Origin of the sequence: Thermosipho japonicus (assembly GCF_014201655.1) — a bacterium.
Taxonomy (GTDB): domain Bacteria; phylum Thermotogota; class Thermotogae; order Thermotogales; family Fervidobacteriaceae; genus Thermosipho; species Thermosipho japonicus.
In genome coordinates this window covers 289527-312957 of the sequence record NZ_JACHEX010000002.1, presented here as the reverse complement: position 1 = coordinate 312957, position 23431 = coordinate 289527, and the positions used below count along the sequence as shown (strand labels likewise).

Below are 23431 nucleotides of genomic sequence, written 5' to 3'. Positions count from 1 at the left end.
TCAAAGTAAATAAAGAATTTTTTATTAATTTGATTTTTTTCAAAATAGGGATTTATCATAGAAAAATTGATATTAAATGCCTTTATGCTAAAAAATTCACGTATTGACATCTTCGAATTATCAGGTTAAAATAATCGTGAAAATAATAACGTTATATTTTTCACGAAAACTAGGTGATCGTATGGTTATAAAAATTTGTATGGGAAGTTCTTGTCATTTAAAGGGTTCGTATGAAGTGGTAGAAAAAATCAAAGAGATGAATCTTGAAGGTGTTGAGTTGTATGGTTCCTTATGTTTTGGAAAATGTGCTAATGGAATAAACATTGAGATAGATGGAGTTTTGATTTCTAATGTTACGCCGGATAATGTTAAGGAAAAAATTGAAAAATTCCTAAAAGAAGGGAATTAAAATGGAAAAGTACATTATTTCAAATCAAGCTAATTGTAAATATTGTTATAAATGCTTAAGAAATTGTCCAGTAAAGTCTATATCGTTTTCTGATAATATTTCGAAAGTTATTGATAGTGAATGTATATTGTGTGGTAAATGTATTGAAGTTTGCCCACAAGATGCAAAAAATTATTTATTTGAATATGAACGTTTGAAAGATTTTTTTGGGAAGAAATTCTTTGTATCTATTGCTCCTTCGTTTTTTTCTTACTTTGATGAACCTTTCAAAATTATCTCTTATTTAAAGAAGAATGGCGCTATTATTAGTGAAACTTCAGTTGGAGCTGAATTAGTTTCAAAGGAATATGAAAAGTTGTCAGGAATAAAGATTAGTACAGCATGTCCTGTGGTGGTTAATTTAGTTGAGAAATATTATCCTGAGAAAATTAAATATTTATCACCGGTGGTTTCTCCAGCAATTGCACATGCAAGGTTTTTAAAACAATATTTTGGAAATTACCCCCTAGTCTTTATTGGCCCTTGTATTGCTAAAAAACGTGAGCTTGAGAAAGAATATGATTTGGTTTTAACATTTGAGGAACTTGAAAAATTTTTAGAATCTGAAAATATAGATATATTGGATTTTGAAGATGATTTTCCACAGGAGCCGTATCCAAAATTAGCAAGATTTTATCCTATTTCTGGTGGAATATTAAAAACTCTTGGAGAAACTTTTGATCAAGTTTTTAATATTGAAGGAGTAAAGAATATAAAAGACTTTTTAGATAGAGTTGATGATATAGATGGAAACTATTTTGTAGAAATGTCTGCTTGCATTGGAGGATGTATTGAAGGTCCCGCATCAAGAAAAGATATAAGTCAGCTTGAAAAAAGAATAAGATTATCTCAAAATATTAAAAAAATTCCAGAAGGAAAGACAATAGAAAATGTTGAATTGGATTTAAAAAGAAAGTTCAAGGATAAAAAACATTATTACAACTACACAGAACAACAAATTCAAGAAGTTCTGTTCTCGATAGGTAAAACAGACAAATCTAAAGAATTAAATTGTAGTGCGTGTGGGTATGATACTTGCAGAGAAAAGGCAATTGCAGTTCTTGAAAAGAAGGCAGAAAAGGAAATGTGTATAACTTACCTTATTGATAAAGTCTCTACTGTCAGTAATATGGTTGTAGAAGAAACACCAAACCTTATATTAATTGTAAAAGATGGAAATATAAATTACAAAAATAAAGCAGCACGCCTTACTTTTATGAGTTTATCTAACAAAAAGTTATGGGAATTTTTAAAAGATGTAGAGCAAAGTGGATTTAAAGAGATAGCTGTAAATAGCAAAAATTTGAAGTTTTTCGTTAAAAGATTTAATTTACCAGAGGATAGTGGTGAAGTATTTATTTTAACAGACGTTACAAAAGAACTAGAACAGGAAGAAAGGGTAAAGATAATAAAGAAGCATACAATTGAAAAGATTGAAGAGGTTTTAAATAAACAAATGCTACTAGCTCAAGAAATTGCAAGCCTTTTAGGAGAATCGATTGCAGAAACAAAGTCCCATTTTACGGAATTTAAAAGATACATGGAGGAAGAAAATGATTACTTGTGAGATAAATTATGCGTCGAAGAACAAAAAAGGAGAATGGGTCTGTGGAGATTCTATAAAGATAAGAAGAAATGAAGAAAAATGCGTGGTTAGTGTTTCAGACGGCTTGGGAAGTGGTGTTAAAGCAAATATATTATCAACACTAACAGCTACGATGGCAACAACGATGGTTTTTAATAATGTACCTATAAAAGAAGTTTTTACATCTATTATATCTACACTTCCCACATGTAAGGTAAGAAGAATAAGTTATTCAACGCTTGCTACATGTTTGATGGATTACAAGAAAAAAAGATGTACTATTTTTGAATATGAATTTCCTTTGATTTTTTATTTTAGAGATGGTGAGCTTTTAAATTTAAAAAAGATTGTGAAAAAAGTAGAAAATAAAAAATTAACAATTAGTGAAATAGATATCAAAATAGGTGACTCAATATTTTTAATGACTGATGGAATATCTCAAGCAGGAATGGGAACCGATATGTATCCATTTGGATTTGGAGAAGAAAATATAATTTTCGAGTTAAAAAATCTTTTAAAAAACAAGGTAGAACATGAAAATATTGTCAAGCACATGATTAAATTAGCAAAAAAGCTCGATAGGTATTCAAAAGGTGATGATGCATTAATAGCAGGTTTGAAAATAAGGGAAAAAAGAGTTTTGACCATAATGGTGGGGCCCCCTGAAGACGAGAGAAAAGATAGATTGGTTGTTGAAAAACTTTTAAATTCAAAAGGTAAGAAGGTTATATGTGGTGGGACAACTGGTCAAATAGTTGAAAGGATAACAGGAAAAAATATAGATGTAGACGTTAGAACAATTTCAAAAAATTCACCGCCAATAGGGTATATGGATGGAGTAGATCTTGTAACAGAAGGAATAATAACTTTAACTCAGGTTTTTAGATATTATGAAAACCAAATAGAAGAACTTGGTGTTGGGGCAAAAAAATTAATTGAGATGTTAGAAGAAGCAGATGTAATAAATTTTCTTGTAGGAAGGGCAATAAATCCAGCACATCAAAATCCATTATTTACACACGATATTTCTTTGAAGTTTAGGCTGATAAATGATATTTCGAAAATACTCGAAAAAAGAGGAAAAATAATTAATCTCGAATATTTTTAGGAGGTGCAATGATGGAAAGAAATTTTGAAAAAGTTGAAGAAATTTTAAAAAAACATGGATATGAAAAAAAGAACTTGATAAAGATACTTCTTGACGTGCAAAAAGAGTACAGACATATTCCAAAGGAAGTTGTAAATTATCTTTCAGTTGCACTTGATATACCTCCTGCAAAGATATTTGGTGTTGCAACCTTTTACGCACAATTTTCACTTAAACCAAAGGGTGAATATACTATTTTAATTTGTGATGGAACAGCTTGCCATATGGAAGGTTCTATGAGTCTAATAAAAGCAATTGAAGAAGAAGTTGGAGTAAAGCCCGGAGAGGTTACCCAAGATCTTAAATTTAGTTTAGATAAAGTTGGTTGTCTTGGAGCATGTGCACTTGCACCAGCGATGGTTATTAATGGTGAAGTTTACGGAAATCTTACTCCTGAGAAAACAAAAGAAATTTTAAGAAAACTTAAAGAAGGAGATGATAGATAATATGTTTAAGACAATTCAAGAAGCATTAAGCTATATAGAAAAACAACAAGAACTTAGAGAACAAAGATTAAAAGATAAGTCAATATATGTTTGTGTTGGAACAGGTTGTACTGCAAATGGTTCAAGAAAGGTATACAAGAAGTTTGTTAAAGTTATTAGAGAGAAAGGCCTTGATGTGAAAGTTGAAACAATAGATGATGATGAAAGCAATGTAGTAAGGAAAACAGGATGTTGTGGGCTTTGTTCGCTTGGGCCACTTGTAAAAATAATGCCTGAAGGAATTACATATTCACATGTAAGGTTAGATGATGTTGAAGAAATAGTTGAAAAAACCATAGAACGTGGAGAAGTAATTGAAAGGCTTCTTTTAACAGATTCAGTTACAGGTCAAAAAATAACCAAGCTTGAGGATGCAACATTCTTTAAAAATCAAACCTTCTACATTATGGAAGGTATTGGTACAAGCGAATGTGAAAAAATAGAAGATTACATGGGACGTGGCGGATACAAATCACTTTTAAAAGTTTTGTCTTCAATGAAACCAGAAGAAGTAATTGAAACGGTTAAGGCATCTGGACTTAGAGGTAGAGGCGGCGGAGGATTTCCAACTGGACTAAAATGGGAGTTTACATACAAAGCAAAAGGTGATAAGAAATTTGTCGTTTGTAACGCCGACGAGGGTGACCCAGGTGCGTTCATGAATAGAACACTTCTTGAAAGGGATCCACATTCAGTTTTAGAAGGAATGATAATTGCAGCATATACAGTTGGAGCCCAAAAGGGATATGCTTACATTCGTGCAGAATATCCAATTGCCGTTGAAATGTTCAATAAAGCAATAAATGATGCAAAGAAAATGGGGTTACTTGGAGAAAATATTCTTGGAACTGGCTTTTCCTTTGATCTAGAAGTAAAAGAAGGAGCTGGTGCATTTGTATGTGGAGAAGAGACGGCACTTCTTGCTTCAATTGAAGGAAAAAGAGGGGTTCCAAGGCCAAGGCCACCATTTCCTGCACAAAAAGGACTATGGGGTTATCCAACACTCATAAATAATGTCGAGACATATGCAAATATTGCAAAGATAATTAGAGATGGTGTTGAAAACTACAGAAAACGTGGTGTGGAAAAATCACCTGGAACGAAGATGTTTTCTGTTACAGGTCCTCTTAAACTGACTGGAATTATTGAAATAGAATTTGGAACAACTATAAGGTACGTTTTGGAAAATATTTGTGGAGGAACAGTAGAAGGTAAAAAACTAAAAGCGATTCAAATTGGTGGGCCATCGGGAGCATGTTTGCCAGAAAAGTATTTTGATTTGCCACTTGACTATGATACGTTGAAGTCTGTTGATGCAATGGTTGGTTCAGGTGGTATTGTTGCTATAACTGAAGATAGTTGTATGGTTGAAGTTGCAAGGTTTTTTCTTGACTTTACCAAGAGAGAATCATGTGGAAAGTGTGTACCATGTAGAGAAGGAACAATGCAAGCTTACACAATTTTAGAGAAATTTACTCAGGGAAAAGCAACATATGAAGATCTTGAAAACCTTGAGAGCCTTGCAAAAATAGTAAAAACAGCTTCTTTATGTGGACTTGGAAAAACTGCTCCAAATCCAATTTTGAGTACTTTAAAACACTTTAGAGATGAATATATAGAACATATTAACGGAAAATGTCCAAGTGGAACCTGTACAGCACTCAGAAAATACGTTATTAATCCAGAGCTTTGTAAGAGTTGTAGCCTTTGTGCAAGAGCATGTCCACAAGGAGCAATTAGCGGAGAGAGAGGCAAACCATATGTAATAGACCAGGGAAAATGTGTAAAATGTGGTATTTGTTTCGAAAAATGTAAATTTAACGCAATAGAATTGGTTTAATGGGAGGCGATCGTAGTGAAGATAATAGTTAATGGAAAAGAAACTATAATAAAAGATGATTCAAGGAATCTTTTAGAGGCATTAAGAGATGTTGGAATAGAGATACCAAACCTTTGTTATCTTTCTGAAACTTCAATTTACGGCGCCTGTAGAATGTGTCTTGTTGAAATAGATGGTCAAATAATGACTTCTTGTTCTATAAAACCATATGAGGGTATGAATGTTAAAACACATACACCAGAAATATACGAAATGAGAAGAGGGATTCTTGAGCTTATTCTTGCATCACACAACAGGGATTGTACAACATGTGAGAGAAATGGAAATTGTAAATTACAAAGATATGCAGAAGAATTTGGAATAAGAAAAGTAAGATTTGACAAACTTGACAAGTCAAATATTATAGATTATTCATCAATAATTATAAGGGATAATTCAAAATGTATTCTTTGCGGTGACTGTGTGAGAGTTTGTGATGAAATTCAATCTATAGGTGCAATAGACTTTGCATTTAGAGGATTTGAAGCACAAGTTATGCCAGCATTTGGTGAAGAACTTTCGACAACAAATTGTGTTCTCTGTGGCCAATGTGTGGCTCACTGTCCAACCGGTGCTTTGACATTTAGAAACGACCTTCAGAATGTATACAAAGCAATGGAAGAAGGTAAATACATTATAGGTATGATGGCACCTGCAGTTCGTGCGTCGATTCAGGAAGAACTTGGAATGGAGGAGGATGTTGTTGTAGCAGGAAGAATTGTTAACTTTTTAAAATCAATAGGGTTTAAAAAAGTATTTGATGTTGCATTTGCTGCAGATCTTGTCGCATACGAAGAAGCTCATGAATTTAAGGAAAGACTTGAAAAAGGTGAAAAACTTCCACAATTTACATCTTGTTGTCCTGGATGGGTAAAATTTGCAGAACATAATTACCCTGAATATCTTAACAACCTTTCAACTGTAAAATCACCACAGCAGGCATTGGGAAGTATTATAAAGAAATTCTATGCAAAAGAAATAGGAGTAAACCCAGAAGATATTTATCTTGTGTCTATAATGCCATGTACTGCTAAAAAATTTGAAGCAGAACGTGAAGAGCTTGCAGGGGAAGTTGATGCAGTAATTACAACAAGAGAATTATCACAGTTAATAAGATCAAGTGGTTTTAACTTGAAAAATGTCCCACCAGTACCATTTGACAGGCCATATGGATTATCATCTCAGTCAGGTTTAAGCTTTGGAAAAACTGGAGGAGTATTTGGAAGTGTATTGAAAGTATTAGAAAGCGAAATTGAATTTGACGATATAAAGACTGAAGAAATTGAAAAAGGAATTCGTCTTACTAAAGCTACAACGAAAGATGGTAAGGTAATAAGCGGAATAGTTGTATTCGGTCTTGGCAACACAAGAAAAGTTATTGATTCAATTAAAAACGGTAAGTTAAAAGTGGATATAGTTGAAGTAATGGCTTGTGATTATGGCTGTATCGGTGGTGGAGGACAGCCTTATCCAAATGATACGAGAGTAAGAACGAAAAGAGCAGAAATTTTAAATGAGGTAGTTGGTATAGATGTTTTGATTTCACCAAATGAAAACTATCATATGCTTTCATTGTATGAGAAATATCTTGAAAAACCATTAAGTCATATTTCTCATGAAGTATTGCACACAACATACAGAAATAGAAAAAGAATAAACGATGAAGATATTGAAATATTACCTCTTCCAGTTGAAGAAGATAAAAAAACAACGGTTAAGGTATGTCTTGGAACATCCTGTTATTCAAAAGGTTCATATGATATACTTTCAGACTTAATAGATGTAGTGAACAAAGAAGAATGGGCTAAAAATATTGAAATAAAGGGCACCTTCTGTGTTGAAAACTGTGGTAAGTCTCCAAATGTTGTGATTAATGATACAATAGTAAGTGAGGCTACCACAGATAAAGTGAAAGAGGTGCTCAAAAAACATGTCCAATCTGAAAAAGGATAAAAGACCTTTGGAAATACCAAAACCAACTTTTGAAAGATTAAAAAAGTATCTTGCATTGCTTTTGCAAGAAGAAAGTGAGTATATATCGTCTGAGGGTATTGCTGAAAAATTGAATATTACACCTGAACAGGTTAGGAAGGATTTTACTTACATTAACATTAAAGGAAAACCAAAGGTTGGCTATCATATCCCTCCACTCATAAACGAGCTGAGTGAACTTTTTGGAATTGGGGTCATGGACAACATCATAATAGTTGGAGCTGGAAATCTAGGAAGTGCTCTTGCAAAGTACGCTGGATTCAAAAAAATTGGAGTTAGAGTAGTAGCTATCTTTGATAACGACCCAGTTAAGATTGGCAAATTTGTGGGAGAACTTTCCGTTCTCCCTTTTTCTGAAGAAAATTTGAAAAGAGTTATTAAACGTTTTAAAGTAAAGATAGGTGTTATATGTGTTACTGAAGAGAGTGCACAAGAAGTTGCAAATATACTTGTAAGAAATGGCATAAAAGCTTTGTGGAATTTTGCACCAGTTACTTTAAAAGTACCACCGGGAATAGTGTTGGAAAATCAAGATATAACTACGGGTGTTTTAACAATAAAACACCTTCTTGAAAAAAAGTGAAAAAGCGAAAAAAGCCAACATGGACACCACACCATCCCATCCCCCCCAACCTCCCATTGGGGGGGTTAGTTAATTGTAATTATCTGGAAGATCATTTTCAAATAACACTATATCGCCGGGTTGTAAGAAACTTTTAAATTTTTCTATAACTTCGTTAAGATCTTCCACTATGAATATTTTACCTTCAAAGTTTGAATCAATCAATCCTTTGTATATTTTTTCTGTTCTTTTTTCACCTATTAAAAATACAACATCTACATATTTTGCTATTTCTTTTCCAATTTTGTAATGTTCTTCGTCTTCCTTCTCACCAAGTTCTACAAATCCTGGAGTTACAATGATTTTTCTTCTATTTTCAAAAAGTGAGAGATATTCAAGGGCCATTTTAAATCCTTTCGGATTTGAATTAAATGTGTCATCTATAACCGTAATAGTATCATTTCTTACTATTTCAAGTCTGTGTTTTGGCTTTACAACATTTTTTGCCCTTTCTATTACTTCTTCTACTGGGACTTTTAGCTCAAAGCTTGCAACTATAGCAAGAAGAAGGTTTCTAATATTTTCGTTGCCATATACATTTGTTTCAAAATAAAATTTTTGATTATTCGGTGTGATAACTACAAAGCTAGCTCCATCTTTTGAAAGCTTTAATTCTTCTACTTTATACTGTGCCTCTTTTTCATTGATTGCACAGGTAATTATTTCTTTGTTTGCGTCTATATTTTCTAAAACCTTTTTAATATTTTCATCATCTATGTTTGCAATAATTTTTTTCCCCGAGCGGTTATCAAGAATAAAGTTCTTAAAATTTTGAATGATGTTGTCCAGACTTTCAAATTCTTCAAAATGTTGAATCCCAATTGAGGTTAAAATAGATATTTGAGGTTTTACAAGTTCTAACAATTTATCATAGCCGTAATTATCATTTTCAGCAAGCTCAACGATGAAGACTTCATGGGATTTATCTAATTTTTCACGTATTGTTTTTGTTATTCCCATTGTTGTATTGTAACTTTCGGGTGTCATTAAGGACTTATAATGCTCGGATACAAGATGGTAGAGATAGTACTTTGTGCTGGTTTTTCCATAACTGCCTGTAACTGCAACCGTTGAAGGGTTAAGTCTTGATATCTTTCTTTTTGCATCTTTATAGTAATATTCATTAATTAGCCTTTCAATTGGAATTAGAATTCCGTTGGTTATATAATAAAAAAGAGAATTGAATAAAACAAACGTAAATGCTATGATTTCATAGATTATGTTACTATATATAAATGTTAAAGATAAAAAAATTGCAAATAAGGAAAATGAGGTATACATTAACCTTCTAAGTCTTTTTGTAAACACTAATCTTTTCTTCTTCTTTTTCAAAAGAAATAGTTTTAAGTCAAGAAATATTGATATTAATAGTATTAAAGAGGCATATAGTGGGTGAAAAAAGTATAATATAAAAGATGCTATTAGAAGAATGTTAATTATGTATTTATTTATGTGTGAAAAGATCCACCTTATATATTTTTTTTCTGAGTATTCTTCTAATTGTAGCATATGAAGTGAATAAAGAGATCTAATAACAAAATTAGCAGCTAAAAGTGATAAAAATACCTTATCCATTGTTGATCTCTCCTATAAATTTTTTAAAATCATATAGAAAACTATCAAAATTTTCCAAAAATGGAAAGTGTCCTGCATTTTCATAGACTATTAATTTCGAATTTTCAATATACTGGTTGAATTTTATTCCTACTTCAAGTGGAACTGCATCATCTTTTTTTCCCCATATTATTAAAGCATCCTTTTTGATCTTTTTTAATTCTGTAGATATATCTTCACTGATAACATTTTTTAAAATTTCTCTCATAATACCTTTTGATGATTTATAATCTTGTGAGCCAAATTTACTTCTCAGTTTTTCAAGACTTTTTTTTAGACCAAAGGTATAAAAAAATTTTGCAAGTAATTTATAAGTAAAAATTTTAAATCTAGTCTTAAATTTTTTCTTAGTCTTAATTCCAGGTGAGGATATTATAACGACTTTTTCAAGCCAACTTGGGTTTTTGCTTGCAATTATTGAAGCAATTTTTCCGCCAAATGAGTGTCCAACTAGAATTAAATTATCTAAATTTAACTCGTTTATAAAACGTTCGATTAAATTAGCATAATCATAGCTTGAATAAATTGAGTTTGGAAGAGAGCTTTCACCAAATCCTGGTAAATCAATTAAAAACGACCTACATTTTAGTTCTTTTGCAACGGGCAAAAAAGAATTTAAATTTGCTCCCCATCCGTGTAAGAATAGGATGTTTTTTGTGCCATTTTCTATAACTTTGTAGTTTATTGTTAGATCTAAAATTTTTTTCTTCATTTTTCCACCTTTAAGTCGAAGAGATTGGTATCTATGGAATATATTTTAGATTTTTTATCTTTAAAAGCTTCAAAAGCAATTGAAATCATGTTATCAATTACCTGCGAGGATGTAAAGCCACTCATTTGCCATAGATAATATGAAAGTGCACCAGGAATACTATTAACTTCGTTAACGTATATTTTATTATCTTTAGATAACAAAAAGTCAATTCTTATATTTCCATGACATTCCAGTGCATTAAATGTATCACGCGCTATAGATTTTATGGCATTTTTTAAATTTTCATCTATTGGTGCGGGAATTATATGATTTGAAAACTTTTTTCCCTTTTGAACGTACTTTTCGTTATAATCAAAAAAATCTTTTTGCTTTTTTATTTCTTCTATTTCTGATACAACTATGTTTTTGTATCCCATTACAGCACAATTTAATTCTCTAGAATCTATCCACTTTTCAACTATAATCTTATCATCAAAAGAAAAAGCAACTTCAATTGCTTTTTCTAGTTCTGCTTTATCATTTACTTTTTTTACTCCAATACTTGACCCCAGCCTTGCAGGCTTAACTATCATTGGATATTCAAGAACTTCTTTACAATGATTTAAAAAGTCATTTGTGTAATTTTTTTTGCTTGTGTATAGAAAATCAACTACAGGAATATTTTTTTCTTTTAAAATAAGTTTTGTTATAACTTTATCTATTGCGTACATTGAAGAGTACATTCCACAACCTGTATAAGGAACGTTTAGAAATTCGAGCATTCCCTGGATGCTACCATCCTCACCGTTGCTTCCGTGAAATGTCAAAAGGCAAACATCTATAGTAATTTTTTTTATTTTGCTATGTAAGATTAATTTCCCATCTTTTGCAGAGATAAATGAAATTTGTTTTGCTTTTTTTTCAAGTCTTTCAAGGTTCTTAAAATTTTCAAGTTTTTCAAGAACCTTTCCAGTTAGCCATTTTCCATCTTTAGTAATATATAAGGGAATTATATTGTATTTGTTTTTATCAACAAAATTCAGCACTTGATGTGCTGTTATTATAGAAATCTCGTGCTCTACACTTTTTGAACCAAAGAATAATCCAACGTTTATCATATCTACCTCCAATTATAGAAGATGTTTTTCGAGCATTTCAGCGACTATTGCTGAAGGGAATGGAGCAAGTTTTTTAAGATTTTGTTGTATTTCAATAGTACTTCCTTCAACACTTTTGTCAAGCGCAATTTTTATTGCACAAAATTCAACGTCGTTTTCATAACATACCTTTGCAATAGCAGCACTATCCATATCAACTAATTCAGCTTTTGTTTCGTTGAATATTCTTGTCTTTTCTTCTACTGAATCGACAAATATATCTCCACTTGCAATTGGTCCAAGTATAACCTTGTTATACACATCGGATATACGTTCGATAAGTGTTTGAGAGGCTTTAATTTTTTTAATTTGCTTTTGCCTGAATTTTATATCATGTTCAATATATTCAGTCCCACAGACTATATCGCCAATTTTTCTTTCACTGTTAATTATACCGGCACCTCCGCAATGTATAAAGTATTTTGGATGAAAATTATCAATAAGTGCTTGGGCCATCATTGCAGATTCTACTTTCCCTATAAGGCCGTAGACGAGAAGAACTTCGTTGGCACCTATAAGTCCTCTCATATATGGCCTTTTGAGGATTTCTCCATTTTCCAAAACTGGCATTAGCTCTCTAAACGCCCCCACTATTTCTTCGCGCAAAACACTTGTTATTACTATCATTATTTCCCCCCGCTTCTAATTACCATGTGTATTTCAAAGTCTCCTTCTGAGAAAATGTTTAAAGGAAGTTTTAGAATAACACCTTCAGCCGTAATTTGTATTTCTTTTCCTGTTATAACTGTTGGAGGTGTTATGTCGACTTTATAATTGTTTTTTTCAAGGTTCATTGCTATTGAACCACTTGCCATATTTCCAAGTTCTCCTAATGCACTTAGTGCAAGCTCGTCAAGGTTGTCATATGGCATTCCCATCATTTTACTTACAACGTTTTTTGCAGTTTCTTCATTAAATGAGTAAATTAAATTTCCATCTATATCGCCGTTAAAACCTATAACTGTGACTATAGGGTATTTTGGATCAATTCCTTTTGCGATCTCTGGTTTTAAGACCTTAGGTTCTACCTGTAATACCATGTTAAAAGTTGAATTAACCGCAGTTATTAAAGAATTTATTATCTTTGCATCCATAGTTGCACCTCCTTGTCAAATGTCATCCTTCCAAATTTACCTTCAGCAACAGCCTTAAAAAAGTTGTTTTTTGCCCTTTCAAAATCTACAAGTCCGCCCTTTGCTAGATATCCACGCTTTTTTCCAAAATTTTCTATAAATTCTTCAAATGTTTCCTTAATATTTAATTCATTACTAAAAATTTCATACGCACGTGTAATTATATCATATTTATCAACCGATTCTACAGGAATACTACCAATCAAAAGTAATTTTGCGGTCACATCTTTATTAAAAAGTTTTGAATATAGTATTCCAGGAGTATCAAGCAGCTTTACTTTACCAAGGTTTATCCATTGAAGCCCCCTTGTAATCCCAGGAGCCATTCCCGTTTTTGCAAGTTTTCTTCCAGAAATTTTGTTTATTATAGATGATTTTCCAACATTTGGAACACCAGCTATTAGTATCCTTGTCTCTTTTAATTTTTCCTTTGAATAGGTTTTAATAAACTTTTTAATTTTTTCAACTGACTCTTTCTTTGAAAATGTTATAACAGGATTAGTTTTGCTAATTTCTTTAACCCAGAGGTTATTGTATGTCTCATTTGAAAGATCAGCTTTGTTTAAAACAAACAAAACATCTTTATGTGAAAATATATTTTCTTCAAAGGCGGTTGTTGCAAGAGGAGCTCTTGCATCAAGAATTATCATTATAGTATCGACAGCTTTTAGGTATTCTTTTATTTTCCTTTTTGCCTTACTTATATGACCGGGATACCACATTTATTTTGGCACCACCAAAGTACCAACATTTTCTTCTCTAATTGCACGCAGTAAATTTCCTTTTTTGAAGAAGTCTATTACCAAAATTTTCATGTTATATCGTCTACAAATCGAAAATGCTTCTGTATCCATAATTTTTAATTCTTTTTCAATTGCATCATCAAAAGTTAATTTATCAAATTTTATTGCATCTTCAAATTTTTTTGGATCCTTATCAAATATTCCTGAAACTTTTGTGCCTTTAATTAATATATCTGCTTTCATTTCAACAGCTCTCAAAGCTGCAGCAGTATCAGTTGTAAAGAATGGGTTGCTTGTACCACCTGCAAAAATTACAAGGTACCCCGCATCAAAATAAAGATTTATATCATCATAATGAATAGGTCTAATTGATGGAAGTGAGGTAACCTGTGAAACCACAACAGTTCTTAGCCCATGTTTTTCAAATAGATCCTTAAGGTATAATGCGTTGATTACGGTTCCTAACATTCCAATTTGGTCTGCAATTGTGGGAGATAATTCTTTCATTTCTCTTCCCCTGAAAAGGTTTCCGGCTCCTATTACTATCCCAATATTAGTACCGTACTCCAGGACGGAATTTAATTCATTGATAAGGTAAATAATTTTGTCAATATTAAATCCTTTTTCACCTTCACCACTAAGTACTTCACCACTTAATTTTAAAAGAACCCTTTTGTACATCTTTTATCCCTCCAATATCAAGGCTTCTTTAAATTTATTTTTGAGCCTTTCATCGCTTGTTAATAGGATTATCTGTCTTCGTTTTGATTCTTCATCTAATATTTCCAGTGTTTTTTGTAATCTAGTATTATCATATCTTATAAGTGCGTTATCTATTACAAGTGGCAAGTTGTGTTCAGACATAGTTCTATATAATGCTATTTTGTATGCAAACAATAATTGGTCAAATGTTGCAGCGCTTAAAAATTCATTTGGATTGAGTTTTTCACCGTTAATGTTCAATCTAACTGATAGGTTTTCTTCAACTATTAATGGTAAGGGTTCGTTTGTAATAGAAAGAAGTATTTTAGTAAATTCTTCTTTAAATTTCTTACCATATGTTTCAACGTATTCTTCAAGATTTTTTTGAAGAATTTGTTTTGATACTTCAATGTTTGAATAATATCCTTTTAGAGTTTCAAGTTTTCTTGAAAGTTCATCTCTCTTTTTTAAATTTTCAAGTATTTCACTAAATTCTGGAGCTTTTTCAACATCTTCTTGTAGCTCCTTTTCATATGAATTTAGTTCATCTCTTAATTTCTCGGTTTCATATATTTTTGACATTATATATTCTGGGTATATTTCTTCGGAAAGGATATTTTCAAATTTTTCAATTTCAGAATCTATTTTTGTTATTGTTTCTTTAATTTTCAAATATTCATTGTATATATTCTCAAAGTCTTTTATTTCATCAATTGAAATTTTAAGTTCCTCCAACATCTTGTTTAAGCTGGTAAAGCTTTCTTCTCTTTTAGCTTTCATTCTTTCTAATTCTTCGTTTAATTTAGCAATTTCTCTTTCAATAGAGGATTTTGAAAGGAGTAGTTTTTGGATATCATTGTATAATTTTTCAAGGTATGCAATACCTGAATCAATTATTTGAGCTGCGCTTCCCAAGTTGAAATCCTTTAACTCTCTAAGTATTTCAGATTCTAAATTTTTAAATTCTTCACTAACTTGATTATATTCTTTTTTTCTGGTTTTCCATTCTATAAATTCATAGTATTTTTGTCTTAATTCCTTTATTGATTTTAGATTATAGTCCTTTAAAATGCTCAAGTAGGTTGGACGTATCATTTTCTTCTTTGTAAGTTCCTGAATTTCTGCTTTCACTTCATCCATTCTTGATTCTATCTTTCTCCAAAGAATTGTTTCAAATAAACCTATAAAGCCGGTGAATGCTGCTCCAAAAAATAACCATATATTTATATTTCTCATAACAAACCCAAGAAGTAAAGATATTATAGCTGCAAAAAAGAAGACAAACGAAAAGTCTTTATGAACTTTTATAGATGAATTCAATTTTTTTAGTACTTTTTCGTTTTCTTCGATTTTATTTTGAATCTTTGCTTGATTTTCTCTATAAATTGCTTCTTGCTTTTCAACTTCTTCAATTATTTCTTCATTTTCTGTAAATAACTTCCAGAGAGGATTTTCTTCTAATATATTTTCAAGTTTTGTTTTCTTTTCATCATACAACTTCTTTAAAAGTGATAAATTTTTGATCTTTAAATTTACCTTTTCAAGGTCTTTTTCATTTTCTATATTTAAGTTTCTCATCTTTTCATTAAGGGTATTTTCTATTGAAGAAAAGTTATTTTCAAGTTCTTCAAGCTGAGAAGAAATTGATTTGATGTTGTTTTCTAAAACCTCAATTGTTTCCAAGAGTTCTTTTGCTTGAGAAACTGTATCTCTGTCAATCTTTGAAAATTTGAGATATTCTTTGAGGTTTAAGTTAAGTTTATCTCTTTCAGTTTTTAAAGAGTTTATTTTTTCTGTTATTTCTTGAATATACTCTCTTTTTAAGTTTGATATTTCTTCTTCTTTTTCTTCTAATATTTGCTTTAACTGCTCACTCTTTCTTTTTAATTCATTTTTTTTCGATATTTTATTGTTATAATTTTTTATTTTTTCTTTTACTGAATCAATGTAGCTATCAATTTCAGATATTTGTTTGCTTATATTTTCAATACATAATTGAATTTCATTTGCATACTCATCAGTTTTGTTAATTGCATCTGTTAGTTTTAAGCCCCATTCATTTTTTTGCATCCTTTTTTTCATGTAACTTATTACAAAAGCATCTTTTTCCTTTATTGTATCAAGTTTTTCATCTTCCATTATAAATCCAATAGTTTCTAAAAGTTCTCTGTCGACTAAAGAGTTAAATTCACCATTGAGAAAGTCGACTTTAAAATCACCTTCATCGGTTGAAATTTCTCCGCCAAATTCAAAATGATTCCATGGCTCGTACTTCTTTATTTCATTACCTGGTTTTGAAAGAGAATTTAATAGAAAATATGCTAGTGTTGTTTTTCCAGATGAATTTGGCCCAAAAATAACATTTAGGCCTGGTTTAAATTTTATTTCTTTATTTTTTAATTTTCCGAATCCATTGATTTTAACTTTTTTGATCAACATACTTTATCACCTCTTAAAACCTTTAACAAGAAAGATTTTGTGGTGTCATCTTGGGTAAGATCTGTCACTTTTCTTTCAAGAAGATTTTTGTATTCTAGCTTTTCAAAATCTCCTATAACAATATAATCTTCGGATAATTTTTCATACTTTTTTTGATCAACAATTTGTTTTAAAACAATGATATTTTTTGAGTATTTCTTTTCAGGAAGATTTGAAAGATCAGAAGGATAAAAAATTCCAATTGTTTCAGTTTCAAATTTTTGCTTTTCATTATCTATTTGTATAATTGGTATATTGTTTATAGGTGAGGAGTTAAAATCAAGTTCTTCGTCAGTTATGCTGTAGTTGTTAAAATATGCTGAAAGAATTTCATTTACCTTATCATACATTCCAAACTCACCAAGAATGTTTGAAAACACAAAATGAGCGTTTTCGTATTGCTTTGATAGTTTGTCAATAAGATTTATTTTTGCTTGAAAAATAAGATTCCAGAGAACACTTATTCCAAATGGAACACTGAATAATTCTAGATTAGAAACTTTTATTTCCATATATCTAAAACCCCCTTAGAGAAGATTTGCTGCTTCACTAGCAAGTAGTGAACGCTCACCTTTTTTTAGAACAACATGTGCAGATAATTTGCTATTTAAGAATTTTGTTGCAGCGTATACAAGTCCGTTGCTATCTTTATCAAGGTAAGGTGTATCTATTTGATATGGATCACCAAGGAGAACAACTTTTGTATTTTCTCCTGCTCTTGTAAGAATAGTTTTTATCTCATGTGGTGTTAGGTTTTGTGCTTCATCAATAATAATGAATTGATTAGGTATTGATCTACCTCTAATGTATGTTAAAGCTTCTATATCTATTATTTCCTTTTTCATAAATTCTTTCATATTTATGTTTGAAATTTTGAAAAGATATTCAAGATTATCGTATATTGGTGACATCCATGGTTTCATTTTTTCTTCAATATTTCCCGGTAAATATCCTATGTCTTTTCCACCCATAGCGACAAGTGGCCTTGCAACAATTATCTTTTCGTATTTTTGTTCTGTTACAGTCTTTTCAAGAGCGCAAGCGAGTGTAATAAAGGTTTTGCCAGTTCCAGCTATTCCGATCAGTGAAACAAGTTTTATATCATCATTTAGTAATGCGTCCATTGCAAAAAATTGTTCTCTATTTCTTGGTTTTACATTCCAGGCTTGAATGTGTTTTTTCATTTCAAGTAAATTTTCCCCGTCATATCTAAAGTATTTATCTCTGGAAATTATATAGGAATTAGGAAATAAATTTGATTTATCGAGCATATCAACGTTAGATGTTTCAAAATAACCAGGATTTAGAGTTTCAAGATCTGATCTATCAGTTAGATAATCTTGAGATGGGATTCCAAGAGCATCGGCTTTAACCCTTAAATTAATATCTTTTGAAACCAAAAAGGTGGGATTTTTAGAATTTTTCATTACATGTAGTGTGTAAACTAATATCCAATTGTCGATGTACTTTTCATATAAAAAATCTATATTTTCATGATCGCTTTTTTTAAGCGAAATTACCTTTAATGTTCCTCCATTTTTTAGTTTTATACCTTCTGAGAGTTTTCCAAGTTTTCTTAAATTGTCTAACTCCCTTATAGCATCTCTTGCAAATTTTCCAAGTCCCCCGGAATGTCTTTTCAAGTTATCTAATTCTTCTAAAACTGGAAGAGGTATTATTACATTATTGTCTTCAAAAGAGTAAATTGATTGTGGATCATGTATTAAAACGTTTGTATCTAAAATAAAATTTTTAACCATTACCTATCCCCCCATATTCTTATAAATTCATTTATGTTATTATAGCCTATTTTTTCTGAGAGTTTTAAAAAGACCTTCGCTGTTAATATGGCATCTTCAAGAGCACGGTGTGGTACTTTATTTGCTATTTTAAATTCTTTTACAAGGCTTTCCAAGCTTCTTTTTTTATTGTACAATACCCGTGAAATTTCAAGTGTATCAATATATCTAAAATTTATAGGAAATTCTCCTATTTCTTTTGTAGCAATATCAATAAAAGAAAGGTCAACATATGCGTTATGCATTACAAAAATAGTGTCTTTTGCATATGCTCTAACATTTGAAATAATAGTTTCAAGAGACGGAGCATCTGTTATAGCATCATTCGATATTCCGTGTATCTTTTCAGTAAGAGCAGGTATCCTTATATTCGGGTTTACAAGAGAGTGGTAGATCCATTTTTTGACGATTTTATTTTTGTATACAGGTACAATTGCAATCTCGATTATTCTATCACCAAAATAAGGGTTTAATCCCGTTGTTTCTGTATCCATGACACAGTATACATTTTCATCTAACATTAAGTTTCCTCCTAAACTATTAGTTCTTCTCCTCCACCTCTTGCGATAACAATTTCTCCAGCTTCCTCAAGTCTTCTTACAACATTAATAATTTTTTGTTGTGCTTCTTCAACATCTTTAATACGAACTGGTCCCATAAATTCTAATTCATCTTTTAATAGTTGAGCAGCCCTCTTTGACATGTTATTAAATATCTTTTCTTTTAGTTCTTCAGAAGCACCTTTTAGTGCTACGGCAAGGTCTCTTGTATCAACTTCACGTAAAACAAGTTGTATGGATCTATCATCAAGTTTAAGAAGATCTTCAAAGACAAATAGTCTTCTCCTAATCTCTTCTGCAAGTTCTGGAGATTCATACCCAAGCTTTTCCATGATAGATTTTTCAGTGGCTCTATCGATGTTATTGATAATTTCAGCAGCAGTATCTATACCGCCAACCTGACTTAATGTTTGGACACCAAGACCGCTGAATTTCTTTTCAAGATTCTTTTCAATCTCTCTAACAATATCAGGTGAAGCTCTATCGAGCAGAGCAATTCTTTTAACGACTTCTGCTTGAATTTTTTCTGGCAGTGCAGATAAGACTTTTGCAGCAAGCGGTGGATCCAAAAAGCTTAATACCAAAGCAATAGTTTGGGGATGTTCTGATTGTAAAAAGTTAACGACTTGCATGGGATCTGCAAGTCTCATAAACTCAAATGGTTTAACTTGCAGGTTAGAAACAAGTCTTTCTATTACTTTCATTGCTCTTTCTGGACCAAATGCCTTTATGAGCATTTCTTTTGCATATTCAATACCACCGGATAGTAACATTTCACGAGCTTTTGATAGTTCTTTAAATTCTTGTAAAACTTCTTGCTTTTCATCATCTTTAACATTTCCTAAATTTGCAATTTCTATTGTCAACTGTTCTACATCTGATTCGTCAAGATTTTTAAGTACATTTGCAGCATTTTCAGGCCCCATTAAAACAAGTAAAATAGCGGCTTTTCTTTTTCCAGGTATACTAGATTTCTCGGCCATATGTTCACCCTCTTTCCGAAATCCAGATCTTTATTATTGATGCTACTTCTTCTGGTGACTTAACTGCAAGTTGTTTTGCATAATCTCTAAGCTCTTCAATAACTTTCTGTGCTTCTGAAAGAATTTCTTCAGCTTCTTCGCTAGTTTTTTCTTCCATAACCTTTTGAACTTCTTCTTCAAGCATTTTGTACCTTTGCAAGACAAGTTTTCTTGCTTTTACTTTCTTTAATTGCATTAGAAAACCATATGTTCCAAAAAATACAAGAATTGTAGCTATTAGCAAGAGACCTGCTTTGTAAAGAAACTCTTTTTGTTTTGTTTGTTGCTCTATTATTTTTGAAAATTCTTCTTCTGTTTCTCTGCTAAATGGAATGAATGCAAGAGAGTATGAAATTGCGGACGGACTAGAATTTGCAGCTATGCTTTTTTCTATAACATCTGAAACCATTTTATTTATTTCATCTTTTGAAATTTTATTAAACACTGTTGAGGAAGAATCTATAATAACGGAAAGTGATATGTTTTCTATCTCACCTTCGTTATTTTGAACAATGTTTTCAACGATTTTATTTAGTTCATAGTTTGTAATTTGATGATTTTTCTCATATAAAGTAATGTTTGATCCTTCAGCACTTTGATAGTATGTAGTTGGTATATTTGATTCAGTTCCAACTGGGCCACCGTCTGCAGGAGCTGTAGTACTTTTTTCACTTTCGGTTTCTTGACTTCTGATAAGCCCACCCTTTGGTGTGCTGTATGTTGTTATTGTTTTTTCTGCCTTTTGCCAGTTCAATTTTACATCTGGAATGACTTCTACTGTACCAAAACCAAATACTGTTTCAAGTGCAGGTTGAATCTTTTTTTTATAGTAACTTTCTAATTGCATTTTTAATTCGACTTTTGTTGAAGCTGAAACTGTATTATCATCGAAATTTACTAAATCACTTAGAGCCCTTCCATAGTTGTCGATAACCTTAACGTTTTCTGGTTTCAAACCTTCTACTGCTCCAGTTAGAAGTTAAATGATACCCTTAATTTGCTCTTTTGAAAGACTAACGCCTGGATCAAGCACTAACTGGACAGAGGCTCTTGTTTCTGCCATTTCACCACGAACATAGTATGTATATTTTGGCAAAGTAAGGTGTACCCTTGCAAATTTTACTCCATTGATTGTTGCAATTGTTCTTTCTAATTCACCTTGTAATGCTCGCTGATAATTTACTTGTTTGTCAAAGCTTGTAGCACCAAAACTGCTTTGGTCAAGTAGTTCAAAACCTTTAGTTGAAGAGCCTAAAGCTCCGCTAGATGCTAATTTCATTCTTACTTCATATACGTTATAAGATGATGGAATAAATATTCTATTTCCAGCTTCTACTTTGTAAGGTATCCCTTGTGATTCAAGTTGCTGAATAATAGCTCCAGCATCTGTTTCATTATTGGCTGAGATTAAGAGAACATACTTTGGAGCATTTAATATAACAGTTAAAACTATAGCAATTAAAATTGCTGCTAAAAGTGAAAGCATAGTAATTTTTTGATTCTTTTTTAAGCCTTTCCAAAAATCAGGAAACTTAGAAAATGAATCTAAAAATTTTCTAAACCACTCCAACCCCATCACCTCATATTGTTATACTAAGAAATAAATTATCAAACTCTGGTTCAAATCCAAAGTTTATCCTCCAATATTTATTTCCATACCCAACAGAAATAAAAAAGCTACTTAAACTAAACCCTTTTGAAAAATCGTAGTATATTTCGTAGCTTTCGCCTATAGGTCTAAAATGAGAATATCCAATTATTGGGCCAATTGATATTTCATTTTCATAATTTAAATTATACCCCAAATTATATCCAATTACAAAAGAATCGAAGTGATTTATTCTAATGTAAGATTTTGTTCCCAACTCAATTGGAAAATAACCTTTTCTAAAATGAATAGTTGAAGAAATATCAAAATAAACTATTCCTAAATAATCAAAAATGCCACCAAAAGAAAAAGCAGTGTAAGTTTGACTGGAATTTTCTGTGAGTGTTCCTTGCAAATATAAAACGTATCTATCGTACAAATAAGATTTTCTACTTATCTTTCTTGAAGCAGCAATTACTTTGTTTGCATATGCGTTGCCTTGTTCTATATATTTTCCTTTTTTGTAATTTGATTCACCTATATTGTATATAGCTAACACTTTATAGATGTCATTATATTTTTGATGATAGTATCTTATCATCCTATCTGTACCCAGGAGTGCTTGCTGAGGATTCCATGCGTTGAATACTCCATAATCAATTGCGGCATCAGCTTTGAATTGAGTTATACCCATTGCTCCTACATGAGAAAGTGCATGTATATTAAAACCAGATTCGATATATGCAAGTCCTTTTACTATTTCAGGGAATCTCATAGTATCGGTAAAACTATCAAATGAAACAATTTTGTAAACAAAGGGATTATATATGGAAATTTTACCACCTTTGTTATAAAATTGTAATTGTAGACCAATGTTGGATTTTGTTATATAATTTAAAGGATCAAATAAAAAAGATAAAGTTATTGTTGAGATAAATAAAATGACCAGAAAGAATATTTTCTTCATACACTTCCCTCCCATTATATAATACCATAAAAATGAAAAGATGAGGTGAATTAAATGAAATGGAAAATAAAAATAAAGGATATAATTGCTAAAAAAAATGTTAAGATTGAGGACTATTATGAAAGCGAATACATTGAGCTACATACAGGAACGTATAAAGTAATTGATAAAAGATTTAAAGTAAAAATTTCAATAGTATATTCAGATGATACAATTGTAGTTGGAGGATATGTTTCTGGAAAAGTTGAAAGACCATGCGATAGATGTCTTGAAATGGCTATAATGCCTTTGGAAGGAACGATAGAGGCTGTGTATGACTTAAAAAATGAACCAAATTTTAAAAATTCTGAAATAGAAAATTTGAAAAATGTGATATACTACAAAGGAGAAGAAATAGATCTTGAGGAAAGAATACTTGAAGCACTTGTTGTTAGTGCTCCTGACGTTTTTGTTTGCAAAGAAGATTGTAAAGGTTTATGTCCTTTCTGTGGGGAGAATTTAAATGAACATCCAGATCATGTTTGCAAAGAAATGGAAGTATTTAATATAGATCCGAGATTTGAAAAGCTTTTAAAATTAAAAGAAGAAATGCAAAATAAGAATTGATATAAATTAAAAGGGAGGGATTTATATGGCAGTACCAAAGCAAAAAAGGTCAAGAAGCAGAACACATCACAAGAGGGCAAAAATATACAAAGCATTTTCTGTTCCTGTTTCCGTATGTCCAAATTGTGGTGCACCAAAACTTCCTCACAGAGTTTGTTTAAATTGTGGATATTACGGTAAAAAACAAGTATTTGAAGTTGCAGAATGATT

The 23431-nt window shown here is 31.2% G+C and carries 22 protein-coding genes and 1 pseudogene; 9 read left to right on the top strand and 14 right to left on the bottom strand.

Features of this window, described 5'->3' with window-relative positions; translation table 11 throughout:
• Positions 1-103 precede the first annotated feature (103 nt).
• From HNP65_RS05425 to HNP65_RS05395, 7 genes are read left to right on the top strand one after another with little or no spacing between them, the layout of a single operon-like run.
• The gene (locus tag HNP65_RS05425) at positions 104-409 is read left to right on the top strand and encodes an NAD(P)H-dependent oxidoreductase subunit E (protein ID WP_221236854.1); all 306 of its coding nucleotides are present in this window, start codon (positions 104-106) and stop codon (positions 407-409) included.
• Between the two features lies 1 nt (position 410).
• Positions 411-2015 (top strand): [Fe-Fe] hydrogenase large subunit C-terminal domain-containing protein, encoded by a 1605-nt coding sequence (locus HNP65_RS05420; protein ID WP_184619284.1) that lies wholly within the window; start codon positions 411-413, stop codon positions 2013-2015.
• Positions 2002-3141, top strand: a complete 1140-nt coding sequence (locus HNP65_RS05415; RefSeq protein ID WP_184619283.1) for a SpoIIE family protein phosphatase — start codon at positions 2002-2004, stop codon at positions 3139-3141. Before HNP65_RS05420 ends, HNP65_RS05415 begins: the two co-directional genes overlap by 14 nt.
• 11 nt (positions 3142-3152) lie before the next feature.
• Positions 3153-3626: an NADH-quinone oxidoreductase subunit NuoE family protein gene (locus tag HNP65_RS05410; RefSeq protein ID WP_004100354.1), complete on the top strand. Its 474-nt coding sequence runs from the start codon at positions 3153-3155 to the stop codon at positions 3624-3626.
• A 1-nt stretch (position 3627) separates the two neighbouring features.
• The gene (locus HNP65_RS05405; RefSeq protein ID WP_184619356.1) at positions 3628-5505 is read left to right on the top strand and encodes an NADH-quinone oxidoreductase subunit NuoF; all 1878 of its coding nucleotides are present in this window, start codon (positions 3628-3630) and stop codon (positions 5503-5505) included.
• Between the two features lie 15 nt (positions 5506-5520).
• Entirely contained in the window at positions 5521-7497 is a 1977-nt protein-coding gene (locus HNP65_RS05400; protein WP_184619282.1) for a [Fe-Fe] hydrogenase large subunit C-terminal domain-containing protein, read from the top strand.
• Positions 7475-8119, top strand: coding sequence for a redox-sensing transcriptional repressor Rex (locus HNP65_RS05395; RefSeq protein ID WP_184619281.1), 645 nt, complete (start codon positions 7475-7477; stop codon positions 8117-8119). Before HNP65_RS05400 ends, HNP65_RS05395 begins: the two co-directional genes overlap by 23 nt.
• 69 nt (positions 8120-8188) lie before the next feature.
• Here HNP65_RS05395 and HNP65_RS05390 read toward each other — a convergent pair whose 3' ends face one another.
• From HNP65_RS05390 to HNP65_RS05325, 14 genes and pseudogenes are all read right to left on the bottom strand, one after another.
• On the bottom strand, positions 8189-9733 hold the full coding sequence (locus HNP65_RS05390; RefSeq protein ID WP_184619280.1) for a Mur ligase family protein: 1545 nt from the start codon (positions 9731-9733) through the stop codon (positions 8189-8191).
• The gene (locus tag HNP65_RS05385) at positions 9726-10484 is read right to left on the bottom strand and encodes an alpha/beta fold hydrolase (RefSeq protein ID WP_184619279.1); all 759 of its coding nucleotides are present in this window, start codon (positions 10482-10484) and stop codon (positions 9726-9728) included. Before HNP65_RS05385 ends, HNP65_RS05390 begins: the two co-directional genes overlap by 8 nt.
• The gene (locus HNP65_RS05380; protein WP_184619278.1) at positions 10481-11584 is read right to left on the bottom strand and encodes a D-alanine--D-alanine ligase family protein; all 1104 of its coding nucleotides are present in this window, start codon (positions 11582-11584) and stop codon (positions 10481-10483) included. The genes HNP65_RS05385 and HNP65_RS05380 overlap by 4 nt, the downstream gene beginning before the upstream one ends.
• A gap of 12 nt (positions 11585-11596) precedes the next feature.
• Entirely contained in the window at positions 11597-12250 is a 654-nt protein-coding gene (locus HNP65_RS05375; RefSeq protein ID WP_126992869.1) for a 5'-methylthioadenosine/S-adenosylhomocysteine nucleosidase, read from the bottom strand.
• The gene (locus HNP65_RS05370; protein ID WP_126992868.1) at positions 12250-12717 is read right to left on the bottom strand and encodes a chemotaxis protein CheX; all 468 of its coding nucleotides are present in this window, start codon (positions 12715-12717) and stop codon (positions 12250-12252) included. The genes HNP65_RS05375 and HNP65_RS05370 overlap by 1 nt, the downstream gene beginning before the upstream one ends.
• The gene (gene ylqF / locus HNP65_RS05365) at positions 12702-13478 is read right to left on the bottom strand and encodes a ribosome biogenesis GTPase YlqF (protein ID WP_184619277.1); all 777 of its coding nucleotides are present in this window, start codon (positions 13476-13478) and stop codon (positions 12702-12704) included. The genes HNP65_RS05370 and ylqF overlap by 16 nt, the downstream gene beginning before the upstream one ends.
• Complete coding sequence (gene pyrH / locus HNP65_RS05360; RefSeq protein WP_184619276.1) at positions 13479-14180, bottom strand: UMP kinase; 702 nt, start codon at positions 14178-14180, stop codon at positions 13479-13481.
• 3 nt (positions 14181-14183) lie between these two features.
• A complete protein-coding gene (locus HNP65_RS05355; protein WP_184619275.1) occupies positions 14184-16640 on the bottom strand; it encodes an ATP-binding protein in 2457 nt (818 codons plus the stop codon).
• A complete protein-coding gene (locus tag HNP65_RS05350; protein ID WP_184619274.1) occupies positions 16634-17191 on the bottom strand; it encodes a hypothetical protein in 558 nt (185 codons plus the stop codon). The genes HNP65_RS05355 and HNP65_RS05350 overlap by 7 nt, the downstream gene beginning before the upstream one ends.
• Before the next feature lie 15 nt (positions 17192-17206).
• Positions 17207-18439 carry a PhoH family protein gene (locus HNP65_RS05345; protein WP_114702977.1) on the bottom strand — a complete coding sequence of 411 codons (1233 nt, stop codon included), beginning with the start codon at positions 18437-18439 and terminating at the stop codon, positions 17207-17209.
• On the bottom strand, positions 18439-18999 hold the full coding sequence (locus HNP65_RS05340; protein WP_184619273.1) for a 3'-5' exonuclease: 561 nt from the start codon (positions 18997-18999) through the stop codon (positions 18439-18441). The genes HNP65_RS05345 and HNP65_RS05340 overlap by 1 nt, the downstream gene beginning before the upstream one ends.
• 11 nt (positions 19000-19010) lie before the next feature.
• Entirely contained in the window at positions 19011-20021 is a 1011-nt protein-coding gene (gene fliG / locus HNP65_RS05335; RefSeq protein WP_184619272.1) for a flagellar motor switch protein FliG, read from the bottom strand.
• Positions 20022-20025: 4 nt separating this feature from the next.
• Positions 20026-21630 (bottom strand): annotated as a pseudogene (gene fliF, locus HNP65_RS09980) (flagellar basal-body MS-ring/collar protein FliF).
• Positions 21631-21640: 10 nt separating this feature from the next.
• Positions 21641-22615 (bottom strand): lytic transglycosylase domain-containing protein, encoded by a 975-nt coding sequence (locus tag HNP65_RS05325; RefSeq protein ID WP_184619271.1) that lies wholly within the window; start codon positions 22613-22615, stop codon positions 21641-21643.
• Between the two features lie 54 nt (positions 22616-22669).
• Here HNP65_RS05325 and HNP65_RS05320 point away from each other — a divergent pair, with 54 nt between their 5' ends.
• Both HNP65_RS05320 and rpmF read left to right on the top strand, forming a co-directional pair.
• Complete coding sequence (locus HNP65_RS05320; RefSeq protein WP_126992859.1) at positions 22670-23221, top strand: YceD family protein; 552 nt, start codon at positions 22670-22672, stop codon at positions 23219-23221.
• Positions 23222-23246: 25 nt separating this feature from the next.
• Entirely contained in the window at positions 23247-23429 is a 183-nt protein-coding gene (gene rpmF / locus HNP65_RS05315) for a 50S ribosomal protein L32 (protein ID WP_126992858.1), read from the top strand.
• Positions 23430-23431 lie beyond the last annotated feature (2 nt).

Coding starts and splice junctions, on each gene's coding strand:
- HNP65_RS05420 (WP_184619284.1), top strand. CDS start 411: ATGGAAAAGTACATTATTTCAAATCAAGCTAATTGTAAATATTGTTAT.
- HNP65_RS05415 (WP_184619283.1), top strand. CDS start 2,002: ATGATTACTTGTGAGATAAATTATGCGTCGAAGAACAAAAAAGGAGAA.
- HNP65_RS05410 (WP_004100354.1), top strand. CDS start 3,153: ATGGAAAGAAATTTTGAAAAAGTTGAAGAAATTTTAAAAAAACATGGA.
- HNP65_RS05405 (WP_184619356.1), top strand. CDS start 3,628: ATGTTTAAGACAATTCAAGAAGCATTAAGCTATATAGAAAAACAACAA.
- HNP65_RS05395 (WP_184619281.1), top strand. CDS start 7,475: ATGTCCAATCTGAAAAAGGATAAAAGACCTTTGGAAATACCAAAACCA.
- HNP65_RS05390 (WP_184619280.1), bottom strand. CDS start 9,733: ATGGATAAGGTATTTTTATCACTTTTAGCTGCTAATTTTGTTATTAGA.
- HNP65_RS05385 (WP_184619279.1), bottom strand. CDS start 10,484: ATGAAGAAAAAAATTTTAGATCTAACAATAAACTACAAAGTTATAGAA.
- HNP65_RS05380 (WP_184619278.1), bottom strand. CDS start 11,584: ATGATAAACGTTGGATTATTCTTTGGTTCAAAAAGTGTAGAGCACGAG.
- HNP65_RS05375 (WP_126992869.1), bottom strand. CDS start 12,250: ATGATAGTAATAACAAGTGTTTTGCGCGAAGAAATAGTGGGGGCGTTT.
- HNP65_RS05370 (WP_126992868.1), bottom strand. CDS start 12,717: ATGGATGCAAAGATAATAAATTCTTTAATAACTGCGGTTAATTCAACT.
- ylqF (WP_184619277.1), bottom strand. CDS start 13,478: ATGTGGTATCCCGGTCATATAAGTAAGGCAAAAAGGAAAATAAAAGAA.
- pyrH (WP_184619276.1), bottom strand. CDS start 14,180: ATGTACAAAAGGGTTCTTTTAAAATTAAGTGGTGAAGTACTTAGTGGT.
- HNP65_RS05355 (WP_184619275.1), bottom strand. CDS start 16,640: ATGTTGATCAAAAAAGTTAAAATCAATGGATTCGGAAAATTAAAAAAT.
- HNP65_RS05350 (WP_184619274.1), bottom strand. CDS start 17,191: ATGGAAATAAAAGTTTCTAATCTAGAATTATTCAGTGTTCCATTTGGA.
- HNP65_RS05345 (WP_114702977.1), bottom strand. CDS start 18,439: ATGGTTAAAAATTTTATTTTAGATACAAACGTTTTAATACATGATCCA.
- HNP65_RS05340 (WP_184619273.1), bottom strand. CDS start 18,999: ATGTTAGATGAAAATGTATACTGTGTCATGGATACAGAAACAACGGGA.
- fliG (WP_184619272.1), bottom strand. CDS start 20,021: ATGGCCGAGAAATCTAGTATACCTGGAAAAAGAAAAGCCGCTATTTTA.
- HNP65_RS05325 (WP_184619271.1), bottom strand. CDS start 22,615: ATGAAGAAAATATTCTTTCTGGTCATTTTATTTATCTCAACAATAACT.
- HNP65_RS05320 (WP_126992859.1), top strand. CDS start 22,670: ATGAAATGGAAAATAAAAATAAAGGATATAATTGCTAAAAAAAATGTT.
- rpmF (WP_126992858.1), top strand. CDS start 23,247: ATGGCAGTACCAAAGCAAAAAAGGTCAAGAAGCAGAACACATCACAAG.